At 68.8% G+C, this 13,463-nt stretch carries 15 protein-coding genes; 6 read left to right on the forward strand and 9 right to left on the reverse strand.

The genetic code is table 11. The features are described from left to right. Nucleotide 1: 1 nt before the first annotated feature. The 4 genes from HD596_RS41635 to HD596_RS41650 are packed head-to-tail and all read right to left on the reverse strand — an operon-like array spanning nucleotide 2 to nucleotide 4,086. Nucleotides 2-631 (reverse strand): 4'-phosphopantetheinyl transferase family protein, encoded by a 630-nt coding sequence (locus tag HD596_RS41635; RefSeq protein ID WP_185074918.1) that lies wholly within the window; start codon nucleotides 629-631, stop codon nucleotides 2-4. Further along, complete coding sequence (locus HD596_RS41640; protein ID WP_185074919.1) at nucleotides 628-2,367, reverse strand: acetyl/propionyl/methylcrotonyl-CoA carboxylase subunit alpha; 1,740 nt, start codon at nucleotides 2,365-2,367, stop codon at nucleotides 628-630. Before HD596_RS41640 ends, HD596_RS41635 begins: the two co-directional genes overlap by 4 nt. Beyond that, on the reverse strand, nucleotides 2,360-2,506 hold the full coding sequence (locus HD596_RS65825; protein WP_185074920.1) for an acyl-CoA carboxylase subunit epsilon: 147 nt from the start codon (nucleotides 2,504-2,506) through the stop codon (nucleotides 2,360-2,362). Before HD596_RS65825 ends, HD596_RS41640 begins: the two co-directional genes overlap by 8 nt. Then, nucleotides 2,506-4,086, reverse strand: a complete 1,581-nt coding sequence (locus tag HD596_RS41650) for an acyl-CoA carboxylase subunit beta (protein WP_185074921.1) — start codon at nucleotides 4,084-4,086, stop codon at nucleotides 2,506-2,508. Before HD596_RS41650 ends, HD596_RS65825 begins: the two co-directional genes overlap by 1 nt. Before the next feature lie 189 nt (nucleotides 4,087-4,275). Between HD596_RS41650 and HD596_RS41655 the strand changes: the two genes are divergently transcribed. After that, on the forward strand, nucleotides 4,276-5,295 hold the full coding sequence (locus HD596_RS41655) for a TIGR03617 family F420-dependent LLM class oxidoreductase (RefSeq protein WP_185074922.1): 1,020 nt from the start codon (nucleotides 4,276-4,278) through the stop codon (nucleotides 5,293-5,295). Between the two features lie 71 nt (nucleotides 5,296-5,366). Here the strand turns inward: HD596_RS41655 and HD596_RS41660 are convergent, their stop codons facing one another. Genes HD596_RS41660 through HD596_RS41680 form a run of 5 tightly spaced genes read right to left on the reverse strand, consistent with a single transcriptional unit; the run spans nucleotide 5,367 to nucleotide 9,830 of the window. Then, the gene (locus HD596_RS41660; protein WP_221519765.1) at nucleotides 5,367-6,956 is read right to left on the reverse strand and encodes an outer membrane protein assembly factor BamB family protein; all 1,590 of its coding nucleotides are present in this window, start codon (nucleotides 6,954-6,956) and stop codon (nucleotides 5,367-5,369) included. Nucleotides 6,957-6,967: 11 nt separating this feature from the next. Continuing rightward, entirely contained in the window at nucleotides 6,968-7,474 is a 507-nt protein-coding gene (locus tag HD596_RS41665; protein WP_221519766.1) for an ester cyclase, read from the reverse strand. Nucleotides 7,475-7,499: 25 nt separating this feature from the next. Beyond that, nucleotides 7,500-8,204: a 3-oxoacyl-ACP reductase FabG gene (gene fabG, locus HD596_RS41670; protein ID WP_185074924.1), complete on the reverse strand. Its 705-nt coding sequence runs from the start codon at nucleotides 8,202-8,204 to the stop codon at nucleotides 7,500-7,502. Further along, on the reverse strand, nucleotides 8,201-8,851 hold the full coding sequence (locus tag HD596_RS41675; RefSeq protein WP_185074925.1) for an HAD family hydrolase: 651 nt from the start codon (nucleotides 8,849-8,851) through the stop codon (nucleotides 8,201-8,203). Before HD596_RS41675 ends, fabG begins: the two co-directional genes overlap by 4 nt. Then, nucleotides 8,844-9,830, reverse strand: coding sequence for an AfsA-related hotdog domain-containing protein (locus HD596_RS41680; protein ID WP_185074926.1), 987 nt, complete (start codon nucleotides 9,828-9,830; stop codon nucleotides 8,844-8,846). Before HD596_RS41680 ends, HD596_RS41675 begins: the two co-directional genes overlap by 8 nt. A gap of 199 nt (nucleotides 9,831-10,029) precedes the next feature. On the opposite strand from HD596_RS41680, the gene HD596_RS41685 reads away from it, so the two are divergent. Genes HD596_RS41685 through HD596_RS41705 form a run of 5 tightly spaced genes read left to right on the forward strand, consistent with a single transcriptional unit; the run spans nucleotide 10,030 to nucleotide 13,456 of the window. Beyond that, the gene (locus HD596_RS41685) at nucleotides 10,030-10,260 is read left to right on the forward strand and encodes an acyl carrier protein (RefSeq protein ID WP_221519768.1); all 231 of its coding nucleotides are present in this window, start codon (nucleotides 10,030-10,032) and stop codon (nucleotides 10,258-10,260) included. Next, nucleotides 10,253-11,470: a beta-ketoacyl-[acyl-carrier-protein] synthase family protein gene (locus tag HD596_RS65185; protein WP_185074927.1), complete on the forward strand. Its 1,218-nt coding sequence runs from the start codon at nucleotides 10,253-10,255 to the stop codon at nucleotides 11,468-11,470. The genes HD596_RS41685 and HD596_RS65185 overlap by 8 nt, the downstream gene beginning before the upstream one ends. Next, nucleotides 11,467-12,582, forward strand: a complete 1,116-nt coding sequence (locus HD596_RS41695) for a beta-ketoacyl synthase N-terminal-like domain-containing protein (protein WP_185074928.1) — start codon at nucleotides 11,467-11,469, stop codon at nucleotides 12,580-12,582. The genes HD596_RS65185 and HD596_RS41695 overlap by 4 nt, the downstream gene beginning before the upstream one ends. Continuing rightward, a complete protein-coding gene (locus HD596_RS41700; protein WP_185074929.1) occupies nucleotides 12,573-13,025 on the forward strand; it encodes an FAS1-like dehydratase domain-containing protein in 453 nt (150 codons plus the stop codon). Before HD596_RS41695 ends, HD596_RS41700 begins: the two co-directional genes overlap by 10 nt. Next, nucleotides 13,022-13,456, forward strand: a complete 435-nt coding sequence (locus HD596_RS41705) for a MaoC/PaaZ C-terminal domain-containing protein (RefSeq protein ID WP_185074930.1) — start codon at nucleotides 13,022-13,024, stop codon at nucleotides 13,454-13,456. Before HD596_RS41700 ends, HD596_RS41705 begins: the two co-directional genes overlap by 4 nt. Nucleotides 13,457-13,463 lie beyond the last annotated feature (7 nt).

Raw genomic sequence — 13,463 nt, forward strand, 5'->3', positions numbered from 1 at the left:
CTCACTCTGTCCCCACGACGACGGCGGTAAGGATGAGATCGTCAACGACCTTCCAGCGGCCGGTGAGCTCCGACGGAGTCCCGGGCATCAGCGGCCGGGCCGCGAAGGTCCCTTCGCCCAGCTCGACCTCCAGATCGGTGAAGCCGAGCCGGTGCCGGGTCAGTGGCCACCAGGCCTTGCACACCGCTTCCTTCGCGCTGAACAGCACTCTTCCCAGATGGACGCCTGGCGCATGGAGCTCCAGCTGTTCGAGCATGATCCGTTCGGCCTGGGTCGTGATGAAGTCCAGCGCGACGCGCGGGAACTCCGCGTGCGGCTCGGCGTCGATGCCCACCGCGGCCGCCTCGCGGCTCACCGCGCACGCCCGATAGCCGAGGCAGTGCGTGATGCTCCCGGCAACCCCGGGGGGCCAGTCGGGGGCGCCCATCGGCCCCCGGCCGACTGGCAATGGCGGGAAGCCGAGCCGCGTAAGCGCTGCGCGGGCGCAAGCGCGCCCAGTTGCGAACTCCTGGCGGCGATACGCGCTCATCTTTTCGGCGACCGCCCATTCCACGGGATGCAGCAGCACACTCGGCAGATCCCGGCGGGCCTCCACAGCGATCACCCGGGGCGGCAGGATCTCCTGGATCAATCCTCCAACGTGCACAGCACCGCCCCACCCGGTACGACATCCCCGACAGAGGCGCTCAACCCACGCACCACTCCCGGCTTGTGCGCGAGCACCGGCTGTTCCATCTTCATCGCCTCGAGCATCATGATCAGCTCTCCGCTCTCCAGCCGCTCTCCGTCGGCGGCGGCGACTTTGACGATCGTCGCCTGCATCGGGCTGACCACCGCGTTGGCGTTGTTCGTGCCGGCGGCACGCGAGGCGTTTCGCCGCGTGGGCCTGGCCCTGGTAGCCGGAGTCTGACCGCCGAATCCGGACGGTAACCGGACCTCCAGTCGGCGGCCGTTGACCTCGACCACGACGGGCTCGGCGGCTGCGCGGTCGGACTCCTCGATCGCCCTTTCATCGGCGGGCGCGAGCGGCGTGGCGAACTCCGTCTCGATCCACTGCGTGTGAACCGCGAACGGCTCGGCGGTGAAGGCGGGATCGGTCACGACGGCTCGATGGAAGGGCAGCGTGGTCGGGATGCCGGTGATCTCGAACTCGGCCAGCGCGCGGCGCGAACGCTCCAGCGCCTCGGCCCTGGTCCTGCCCGTCACCACCAGCTTGGCCAGCAGGGAGTCGAAGGCACCGGGCACGTTCATGCCGGCCTCGTATCCGGCGTCCACGCGGACGCCGGGACCGGAGGGGGCGCGCCAGCCGGTGATGGAGCCGAAGCCGGGCAGGAACCCGCGTCCGGGGTCTTCGGCGTTGATCCTGAACTCGACGGCGTGACCGCGCAGGGGCAGCTCGTCGTAGCCGAGGGGCTCACCGGCGGCGATCCTGAACATCTCCCTGACCAGGTCGACGCCGGCGACCTCTTCGGTGACCGGATGCTCCACCTGCAGCCGGGTGTTGACCTCCAGAAAGGAGATCGTCCCGTCTGCGGCGACCAGGAACTCGCAGGTGCCGGCCCCGACATAGCCCGCTTCCTTGAGGATGGCGACCGAGGCGGTCTGGAGAATGCCGAGCTGCGCCTGCGTCAGGAACGGCGCGGGGGCCTCTTCCACCAGCTTCTGGTGACGGCGCTGCAGCGAGCAGTCCCTGGTGGAGACCACGACGACGGTGCCATGAGCGTCCGCCAGGCACTGGGTCTCCACATGGCGGGGGCGCTCGAGATAACGCTCTACGAAGCAGTCGGCCCGGCCGAATGCGGTCCGCGCCTCTCGGGCCGCCGACTCGTACAGCTCCTCGATCTCGGCCGCCGACCGGGCGACCCGCAGCCCGCGGCCGCCTCCGCCGTAGGCCGCTTTGATCGCGACCGGCAGACCATGCACGGCGGCGAACCGGGCGACCTCGTCGGCCCCGGAGACAGGACCGTCGGTCCCCGCGGCCAGTGGCGCGCCCACTCGGGCAGCGATCCGCCGGGCCATCACCTTGTCGCCCAGCGCCACGATGGCCTCGGGCGGCGGCCCGATGTAGATGAGCCCGGCATCGAGGACGGCCTTGGCGAATTCGGCGTTCTCCGCCAGGAACCCCCATCCGGGATGAATCGCGTCGGCCTTGGTGCGTGCCGCGACCTCCAGCATTTTGCCGATGTCGAGGTAGCTGGCCGCGGGGGTCTCCCCACCCAGGGCGAACGCCTCGTCCGCCAGGCGGACGTGCAGGGCGTCGCGGTCCGAGTCAGCGAACACCGCCACGCTCGCCAGCCCGGCGTCCCGGCAGGCGCGCACGATGCGGACGGCGGCCTCGCCGCGATTGGCAACGAGCACCTTACGCACGTCGGTTCCTCCCCGGGAGATACCGTTCCTCCGATGTCCACCGTGGCCGCTCGACTCGCGCCGGCTCGGCCTTCTCTCTGGGGCGTGTCAGAGACAGCAGCAGGACCACGGCGGCCGCGATCTCCTCGTCGGTGGCCATCAGATCGGGGGGTTGCCGTGCTTGCGCTTGGGCAGAGCGGCCCGTTTGGTGCGCAATGCCTGCAGTGATCTGGCCAGGACCGCCCGGGTGGTGCTCGGGTCGATGACGTCGTCCACCAGGCCGCGCTCCACGGCGTAGTAGGGGTGCATGAGCTCACGCCGATAGTGCTCGACGCGCTCGGCGCGAGTCGTCTCAGGGTCGAGAGCGGCAGCGATCTCCTTCCTGAAGATCACGTTGGCTGCCGCCTCCGCGCCCATGACCGCGATCTCGTTCGTGGGCCAGGCGAAGGACAGATCCGCGCCGATGGAGCGGGAGTCCATGACGATGTAGGCACCGCCGTACGCCTTGCGCACGATGACCTGGATCCTGGGCACCGTCGCGGCGCAGTAGGCGTACAGCAGCTTGGCGCCGTGCCGGATGATGCCCCCGTGTTCCTGGCCGGTGCCGGGCAGGAACCCGGGGACATCCACGAAGGTGACGAGCGGGATGTTGAACGCGTCGCAGGTCTGCACGAACCTGGCCGCCTTCTCCGAGGCGGCGATGTCCAGCACTCCCGCCAGCGAGAGCGGCTGGTTGGCGACGACGCCCACGACCTGGCCGTCGATGCGGGCCAAGCCACAGATCATGTTCGGCGCCCAGTCCTCATGGCAGGCCATGAAGTCCTCGTCGTCGACCACCTCGGCGATGACGGCCCGCATGTCGTAGGCGCGGCTCGGGTCGGCGGGAACCAGATCCAGCAGCGCCGTGGCCGGCCGGTCGGCCGGATCGCTCGTCTCCAGTGCCGGCGGGAACTCCTCGTTGTTGGACGGCAGCATCGACACCAGGTACCGCACGTCCGCCAGGCACGACAGCTCGTCGTCGTGCACGAATGTGGCCACGCCCGTCTGGCTGCCGTGCACCCCGGCGCCGCCGAGCTCCTCGTGGCTGACCCGCTCGCCCGTCACAGCCGCCACGACGTCCGGGCCGGTGATGAACATCTGCGAACTGGTCCTGACCATGAAGACGAAGTCGGTGAGGGCGGGGGAGTAGGACGCCCCTCCCGCGCAGGGGCCCATGATCACGCTGATCTGCGGAATCACCCCGGACGCTCGCACGCTGCGCTGGAAGATGCCGCCATAGCCCGCCAGACCGGTTACGCCCTCCTGGATCCGAGCGCCGGCGCCGTCGTTGAGGCCGATGAGCGGTGCCCCCGCGTCGTACGCCATGTCCATGATCTTGTGGATCTTCTGCGCGTGCGCCTCGCCGAGCGAACCTCCGAAGACGCGGAAGTCGTGGGCGTAGACGAACACGGTCCGGCCCTCGATCGTGCCCCAGCCGGTGACGACCCCATCTCCGTACGGCCGGCGGCCTTCCATCCCGAACCCGGTGGCACGATGCCTGCGCAACCCCTCCACCTCGGTGAAGGAGCCAGGGTCGAGCAGCGCGTCCAGGCGTTCCCACACCGTGAGCTTGCCCTTGGCCCGCTGCCGCAGGGTCTCCGGGGCGTCTGGCGCCGGCCTCGCCGCCACGCGGAGCCGGTCCAGCTCCGCCACGCGGGCGCGCATGCCGGTATCGAGTTCCCGATCCTCGAGAATGGTCATGTCGGGGCACCTCCAATGCGGTGGATATCGTCGATGCTGCCAAGCCGGAACGCGCCCCCGAAAGGGTGGTCCGTCCTAAGTGGCAGGCCCGTGTTCGCCTAAAGAAACATGTTTCCCGGGCTCTCTGGCCGTGCTATTGGCCCGGTGTTCTGATCGTTGCCGGAATGGCGCGCGACTAGGAGGTCATCCGTGCGAATAGATTTCCACGGCATCACGGCCGGCCCGGAGATATTCGGGGAATGGGCGGAGCGGGCGGAAGAGCTCGGCTACGACTCGATCTGGATGTCGGAGACCCAGCACGATCCGTTCGTGGGCCTGACCGCGGCGGCCCTACGCACCAGCCGGCCATCCATCCGCACGGGCCTGGCAGTGGTGTTCGCCAGGAACCCGATGACGACCGCGATGCTGGCCAACGATCTGCAGCTGGTGTCCGGGGGGCGATTCGCGCTGGGCATCGGCTCCCAGCTGCAGACGCACATCACCAAGCGCTTCGGCATGCCCTGGTCCAACCCGGCGGCGAGGATGCGAGAGTACATCCTGGCGCTGCGGGCGATCTGGGAATGCTTCGCGACCGATGGCCGGTTGCGCTTCCGAGGGGAGTTCTACCGGCACACGCTCATGAGCCCGTTCTTCAACCCCGGGCCCAATCCGTACGGCTCGCCGCCGATCCTGCTGGCAGGGGTCGGCCCGATGATGACACGGGTCGCGGGCGAGCTCGCGGACGGGTTCCTCGCCCACATCATGACCACGCGGGAGCTGCTGGAAGAGACCACCTTGCCCGCACTGCGTGCGGCACGCGAGGCGGCGGGCAGATCCATGGACGGCTTCGAGATCCACGTCACGCCCATCGTGGCCGCGAGCGACGACGAGCGGGAGCTGGGCGTGGCGATCAGGCGCGCCAAGGAGTCGATCGCCTACTACGCCTCCATCCCGAGCTACGCGCCCGTGCTCGAACTGCACGGCCTGGGCGGGCTGAAGGACGAGCTCTACCGGCTGGCCGGGACCGGGCGGGCGGCCGAGATGCCGGACGCCATCGACGACTCCGTACTGGAGACCTTCGCGATCGTCGGTGGCTTCAAGGAGGCGGCCGTCAAGATTCACGAGCGGTTCGGCGGGCTGGCCACCAGCGTCGCGTTCTTCCAGTCGATCGAGCGGTCGCCGGAGGAAATCCAGCCGATGCACGAAGCTCTGCGCCGGCAGGTGTCCTGATCCGGCGGACGGAATGGTGTGAGCGGTAGCCGGTTCCCGGCTACCGCTCACGTTTTTTTCTCGTGACCGCGTTACCGTCCGCCGATGGAGAAGGCGTAGAAGGTCTTGCTGCCCTTGCCCTGGATGAACCGGTTGTTGTACCCGTTGCCCCAGTAGAGCGTGCCGTTGACGATGGCCGGTCCCGCGTTCGACGACCCCTCGCCGAGGAAGTCCCACAGGATCTTGCCGGTTGCGCCGTCGAGGGCATACATGTGGCCGCTCATCGAGCCCGCGAACATGACCCCGTTGGCCGTGGTCACGGCGCCCATCGTCTCGGCGTTGGACGGATCGGCACGCTCCCAGAGGATCCGGCCGGTGACGGCGTCCAGGGCGAAGAAGATGCCGTTCGTGGTGACCGTCCCGTCCGGGAGCGTGTGTGCAACGTGGTTGGTGTTGGCGTTGCTGACGTAGATCCGGCGTCCGTCGGTGGCGCTGCCCCACTCGATGCCGCCGTGCACGCCGCCGGGTCCCACCTGTGTCTTCCAGACGGTCTTCCCGGTCCGGGCGTCGACCAGCCAGTATTCCCCGCTCTTCTGGCCCGCGCCGACCACGAGGCGCGGCCGGCCGTACTCACCGGGGATCGTGAACAGGTGGCCGCCCTCGCCGAAGTCGAAGTCCCCACCGTGGTTGGGCGGGCAGTTCTCCGGCGGGAAACCGGGTTCACAGGCCACGGTCCAGGCGTCGAACGCCTTGTCACCGGCCGTCCATCGGATCGCTCCGGTACGCAGGTCCAGCGCGAGCAGCTGGTCGATGTGGTTGTCGTCGGGCAGGCACTGCTCAGGCGTGCCACCGGCCGTCTGACACTGGGTGACGCTGAGCGGCACGGTCAGGTTCTGGCCGGACCCGACGATCACCGTACGGTTGACGACGTCGATGACGGGGGAGGTGCTCCACACCCCACCCCCGCTGAAGCCACCCGGCTTGCCGCCGTTGTCCGGCACGGTGTAGGTCTTCCACAGCACGCGGCCTGTCGCGGCGTCCACGGCGTTGACGCTGCCGCGGAAGGTGCAGCAGGGGTAGCCGGGCAGGCCGGCCACGGCGGCCTCCTTGGAGGAGACCCCCTGGTAGACGACCCCGCCGAAGACCACGGGAGAGCCGGTGAGCACGGCGGCGAAGTGCTCGTCCAGGGTGGTCTTCCAGATCAGGTCGCCCGACGCGGCGTCCACGGCCATGAGGTGCGTACCCTTGCCGCCGCTGGGGCTGTTCTGGTCGCCGAAATACAGCCGGCCGCCCGCGTAGGCCGGGCTCGCCCGGACGATGCTGCCGGGGATTCCGTTCCAGTCCGAGACCTTGCGCTGCCAGATCACCTTGCCGGTCGCAGCGTCCAGCTTGGAGAAGGTGCCGCCCCAGTCGGGCACGTAGACTGCGCCGTCGACCACGGCCGGGATCGCGGAGGTGTCGCCGGCCGCGGTGAAGGTCCATTTTACGGCGAGCCGATCGGCGTTGCCCGGGCGGATGCGCCGCTCGAAGGGGTTGGACTTGGTGTTGAGGTAATCGTGGCCGCCCATCCGCCAGTCCAGCGGAGAGCCGTAGGGTTCGGCCGAGACCGCCGCCTCGGCGGGAGCCGTACTCACGCCCAGAACGAGGGCGACAATCGCGGCGATGGCCGGCCGCCACCTCATCGACCTCCTCATCACAGCCCCTCGGCCGCGGCGGCGTCGGCGGGCGTGCGATTCTCCGGGGTGAAGACCCCGATCTGGCGGAGCAGGGTGAGTTCGTCCCGAGCGCCCCAGTGCTCGACCGCCTGGCCGTCGGCGATCCGGTAGAAGTGCAGGTGTTGGACCTGCACCTGCTTGCCGGTCGCAGGAACGCCGAGGAAGTCCCCCGTGTGGCGGCCGCTGAAGGTCACCCGGCAGGCGAACTTGTCGCCTTCGGCGATGAAGTCGTCGACCTGCCACCTGGCCTCGGAGAAGGCGCGGCGCATGTACCGGGCTGTGGCCAGGTATCCCTCAGGGCCGCCGCCCACGCCCGGCGACGCCTCGTGATCTACGAAGTCCTTCGCCACGTATTTTCTGGCGGCTTCCGCATCCAGCTCGCCGAACACCTTCGCGATGCCGATGGCCACTTCGACCAACTCCTGCGACGCCCCGGGAGGCGAGGTCTGCACCGGAGCCAGCATCTCCGTCACTTCGTCAGCCATGATCAGTTCCTTTCTGCGGTTTCGTTCAGTGGCCCAGACCGGATCCGCCGCTGATCGGGATCGCGGCGCCGGTGATGAACGAGGCCTCGTCCGAGGCCAGGAAACGCACGGCCGGCGCCACCTCTTCGGGCGTCCCCGACCGGCGCAGCGCGGTGATGCTGTGGAGGTAGGCGCGGTGCTCCGCGCTGAGGCCCGCGACCATGTCGGTCTCGATGAGGCCCGGCATGACCACGTTCACGGTGACCTTGCGGGGGCCCAGCTCCCAAGCCAGAGAGCGGGCGAAGCCGACGAGGGCCGCCTTGGAGGCGGCGTAGTTGGTCACGCCGGGCGAGCCCCAGAAGGCCGTGGTGGAGCCGATGAAGATCATTCGACCCCACCTGGCCTGGACCATGTCCGTGACGGTCGCGCGGGCCACCCGCATCGCGCCGAGCAGGTTGGTGTCCACGACCTCGGCGAAGTCCTGCTCCTTCATCGCCATGAACAGGTTGTCCCTGGTGGTGCCCGCATTGGCGACCAGGACCTGGACGGGGCCGTGCTGGGCGCGCACCTCGTCCACGGCCGCCTTGACCGAGGCGGTGTCGGTCACGTCGCACCGTACGCCGAACAACCCTTCAGGTGGTTCGCCCGAGCGATGGGTGACGGCGACTTTGTCGCCCGCGTCGGCGAACGCGCGGGCAATGGCCAGCCCGATGCCGCGGTTGCCTCCGGTGACCAGGACGGAACGGCTCACGGTGTCCTCACTCTCAGGTGCGTGCACAGTTCGGCGATCGCGTGGGCGGTGTCGGTGAACAGGATGGAACTCCATCCGGCGGCCACTGCTCCCTCGCAGTTCTTGGCCAGGTCGTCGACGAAGAACGAGCGGGACGCGGGGATGCCGGAGCGCTCCACCGCCAGGTCGAAGATCGCTCTGTCGGGTTTGCGGTGTCCCACCTCGAAGGAGAGCACCACATCATCGAAGTACGCAGCAGGGTCGATCATGCGACGCCAGTGGGCGTCCCATGCGGGCACCATGTTGGACAGCAGGCCGACGAAGAAGCCTTGCGCCCGGAGCGCGCGCAGGTGCTCCGCCCATTCGAGGTTCGCTTCTCGGCCGTCGAACCACGCGTCGGCCAGACTCGTCAGGCGGGGTTCGATCCCGTGATCAGAGCGGAGGACCTGCCCGATCCGGTCCAGCCACTCGCTCTCGGTCACCAGGGGCGTGTCGATCGGCAGCATCACGTCGTCGGTGCCGAAGGTCGCGGTGACCTTGAGCACGGCGTCGATCACCGCCTCCATGGGGAGGTCCTGCCTGGCGCAGAAGGTGGCCAGGGTGTGACTGATGGGCGGGGTGAGGACTCCACCGAAATCCGTCCAGATCGCCTCCACGGGCTCAGTCATCGTGCACCATCACCAGCGTGGACCGGGCGATCATCGATCCGTCCTGATAGAAGGAGACAGCCACCCCGGTGCGCGTCGGCCTCCCTGCCGGATCGAGCTCAGTGCAGACCGCGGAGGCCCGCACAGGCAGGTCAAGCTCGGCGAAGCGGCGGAACTCACCCGTCAACGTCGCCGGCCAGGCATGCTCATCGCCACAAGCCACGAGGGCGAGTTGACGCGCCGCCTCGGTGAGCGCCATGGCGGGCAGGTGGTCGTAATCGTGGTCGAACAGCGACCGGTTGCCGAACCTGGGCCTGACGACCGCCTGGGCGGCTCTCGCTCCACGCTCCACCTGAGCGAGAACGACATTGAGCGGGTTGACCCGCCCGACCATGGCGGGTGACGCCTGGAGGAGGTCGTCGACGTCCGTCATGTCGCGAGTGGTGGGAGCGGGGGAGCCGCGGACGACGGTGCGCAACGCCGCCAGCTCCTCGCGCGAGACGATCTGGACCCGCATCGAGTGAGTGCCCAAATGCCCGGTGCCGAGACGCAGGTCCTGACGCACGACGCCCTGGCGCACACGGCCGCGTCGCATGCGCGTGGCGTCGAAACGGCTGTCGATCAGCAGCTCGCCGGGCAGGTGCCCGATCCGCAAGGCGGGAACATCGGAGATATCCAGCTCGAAGCTGTCAACCATCATGATCGTGTCTGGCGGGAAGCCCAGCAGGTGCCCGCCGGCTATCCCTGCCTGGCGGCCAGCCTCCAGGATCAGCAGCGGGTCGAACCGGGGAGGTCCGCCCAGGTGGTCGTTGTAGTAGCCGTGGCTGAGCGGTAGCTGCGCGCCCGCGAGAACTCGTTGCGGTTCGGCCTGCTGTACGTCCGTCACGAACACCTCGGCGACCGAGGTCCGGTGGACCAGGGCACGCTCCACGGTGCGGGTGAAACTCAATTCAGCCGGACGGGCCGGAGCGCCGGAGATTTCCAGGTCGACTGTCATCATCACCTCTGCCGAACGGGAATGGAGCGAGGGCGACTGTGGCACACGTCGATGAAATAGAAATAGAAAGCAGATAAAAGCGACCTGACGCGTACCACTTTCGGACCACTCGTCTTGCCGGTCTCCTGTTCGCCTGGTTAACGTCGTGGCACGGACAAGCGCCGCTTTCGGAGGGATCAGCAAAATGGATATTCGCGAAAAAGTGCGTGACATTATTTCGCAGGAGCTGGAGCTCGAGCCCGGCGAGCTGACCGAGACCGGTCATTTCATCGACGAATATGACGCCGACTCTCTCTCCCTCATCACGATCATCGCTCGCATCGAGAAGGAGCTGGGGGTGCTCGTCCCGCAGGACGAGCTGCCCAACATGCCGAATCTGACGGGCGTGTACCAGGTCATGGACAAGGTCGCGGAGGAGACCAGCGGTGTCTGAGACCCGCCGCGTGGTCGTCACCGGGCTGGGCGCGGTGAGCTGTATCGGCATCGGGGTCGAGGCGTTCACCGAAGGGATACGCGCCGGCCGTACCGGCTTCTCGCCGATCGAGAGCTTCGACGCCTCAGAATTCCCGACGGTCGTCGCCGCGGAGGTGCACGACTTCGACGCCGCCGCCATCGTCGAGCGGCTGGTCCCCGAGCGGTGGGGACGCAGCGGGCAGTTCGCCGCCGCTGCCGCCCGGCTCGCCGTTCGGGACTCCGGCATCGACCCCGACCTGCTGTCCACGTACCGGACAGGCTCGATCATGGGCACCACCGCCGGCGAGGCGCAGGTGCTCCAGGCCGCGGTGGAGCAGTGGGTCGCCGACGGGTTGAAGAACGTCGACCCACGGCTGCCGGGAATGACGCCTGTCAGCCAGATCGCCAACGCGGTCAGCAACGAGCTCCGGCTCTCCGGCGACTCCCAGACGATTCCCACGGCGTGTTCGGCGAGCAACATGGCACTGGGGTACGCCTTCGACCTGGTGCGTACCGGCAGGGCGGACTTCATGCTGGCCGGGGGGGCCGACGCGGTGAACCGGGCCTGCCACGCGGGTTTCTACCGCCTGGGTGCGCTGGCCGAGGAGGTCTGCCGGCCGTTCGACGTGCACAGATCAGGCATCATCACCGGCGAAGGTGGCGCGGTGCTGCTGCTGGAACCGCTGGACCACGCGCTGGCTCGGGGCGCGCCCATCTACGCCGAGCTGCTGGGCTACGGGGTCAACTGCGATGCCAGGCACATGGTCAATCCGGACGCCGACAGCATCGCCGAGTGCATCAGGCTCGCCCATCGGTACGCCGGGGTGCGTGCCGAGGAGATCGACTACATCTGCGCGCACGGCACGGGGACGCCGACCAACGACGTCACCGAGGTGAAGGCGGTGCGTGAGGTGTTCGGCGAGCGGGTGCCGCCGATCAGCTCGATCAAGTCGATGATCGGCCACACCATGGGTGCGGCCAGCGCGTTCGGCGCGATCGCCTGTTGCAAGGCCATCGAGGAAGGGTTCCTGCCGCCGACGGCGACCGTCGAAGAGCTGGATCCCGCGCTCGGCGAGGGACTGGACGTGGTACCGGGCGCGGGCCGACCGGCCACGGTGGAGCTCGCTCAGAATCAAGGGATGGCCTTCGGCGGGAACAACGTTGTGACGATTTTCGGGAGGTCGGCATGAGCCTCGTCCTGGCCGGAAGGCCGCTGGCGATCACCTCGTGCGGCGTCGTCTCTCCCGCCGGGCTCGGGTTGGAGGTCCTCGCACGGGCCCTGAGGCACGGGCTGGATTCCTACGCCGAGCCGGAGGACTCCCCGGATGGCTATCCGCCGCGTCCGCTGTGGGCGATCCCCGACCTCGAGGTCGCCAGACTTCTGGGCCGAAAGGGGTTGCGGCATGTCGACCGCTTCACCCGGCTCGGCCTGGTGGCCAGCACGCTGGCCCTGGAAGGGGTCATCGCGAAGCTCGACGCGGAGGCCCAGGCCCGCACCGGCGTGGTGCTCGCCACCAACACCGGCAGCCTGACCAGCATGGTGGAGGTCGGCATCGACACGCTCGTGCAGGACAAGCCCTACCTGGTCAATCCCGGCAACTTCCCCAACGTGGTGACCAACGCCTGCGCCGGGCAGATCGCCATGCGAGTCTCGCTGCGCTCCGTCAACTCCGTCGTGTCCAGCGGCCAGGTCGCCAGCCTGGCGGCCATCCGGTTCGCTCGTACGACGATCGAGCAGGGCAGGGCGAGCAGGCTTCTGGTGGGCGGTGTGGAGGAGCTGTCGCCGGCCGCCGCTTGGGGCTGGCACCTGTCAGGGGCGCTCGTGGAGGGCGCGCCGGTCGGCGAGGGCTGCGCACTCTTCCTGGTCGAGGACGCTGAGGCGCTCAGGTCGTCCGGCCGGACGGCCCTGGCTGAGCTCCTGGCCTGCGAGGTCTCCTACCAAGGGCTGGGCTCTGCCGGTGAGCAGGGCGAAGGGCTCCTGCACTGTGTCGAGCGGGCGCTGGAACAAAGCGAGGTGAGCCCAGGCGAAGTCGATGTCGTCTGCCTGAGCGCGACCAACCACCGAGACCTCGACCACCAGGAAGAGTGGGCCGTGGGGGAGGCGCTGGGCCGGACCGCCCCGCAGGTCCGGGTGGGCCACGTCCTGGGCGAGCTCTACAGCGCCAGTGGCGCCATGCAGGTGGCGGCACTGCTCGCGATGTGGCGGGAGCCGGCCAGGCAATCGCGGCCGCGGGTCGGGCTGGTCACGTCCATGGGCGAGGACGGCAACGTGGGCTGTCTGGTGGTGCGCGAGTGGCGTTGAACCTCTCCTGCGTCGGCAAGCTCTACCCGCCGAGCGAGCCGTACGAGGTCAGCAGGGAGAAGATCAAGGAGTTCGCCCGAGCTCTGCGCGACGGGCACGAGGCCTACCTGGATCCAGAGGCGGCACGGGCGCTCGGCTACCCCGACGTGATCGCCCCACCGAGCTTCCCCATGGTGGTCACGCTCGACGCGGAGTACCAGGCGGTCCTCGACCCGGAGCTCGGTGCGCACGGCCAGGACCGCTTCGTCCACCGGGAGCAGCGCTTCTCCTACGAGCGCCCCCTCCATGCGGGCGATGTCATCACCGTGACCGTGCGGTTGGCCGCGGTGGAAACACTGGCGCGGGGCGACGTGGTCAGTTACGAGAGCCGGGTCACCGGCCTGGACGGGGAGAACATCTGCACCGGACGGTCGATCTTCGTCGTCTTCGGAGAGGGGTCATGAGCGTCCTCACGATCCCGCGCTACGACCGGCTGGAGCCGGGCTTCCAGCTGCCCCGCCGTACATTCCAGGTGCGACGCGAGGACCTGGTCAGGTATGGCGGGGCCGCCCGCGACTACAACGCCATCCATTGGGACGATCGCACAGCCACGGAGTTCGGCCTGCCCGGACCCATCGCCCAGGGGATGCTGACCATGGGCCTGGCCCTGGGCCACCTGGTCGACTGGGCGGGCGATCCTGGCGCCGTGGTCGACTTCGGTGGCCGTTTCCCCCGGCTCGTGCCCGTGCCCAACGACGGCATCGGCGTCGAGCTGACCGTGGAGGCGACGGTGGTGGAGAAGCTGGAGCAGCCAAGGGTGCGGGTGAACCTCGCTGTGCGGCTTGACGGCGCGAAGGTACTGACCATGCCTCGAGTCGTCGTGGCCCTCCGGTGACTGGGGG

This window comes from Nonomuraea jabiensis, from assembly GCF_014204795.1.
Classification (GTDB): Bacteria; Actinomycetota; Actinomycetes; order Streptosporangiales; family Streptosporangiaceae; genus Nonomuraea; species Nonomuraea jabiensis.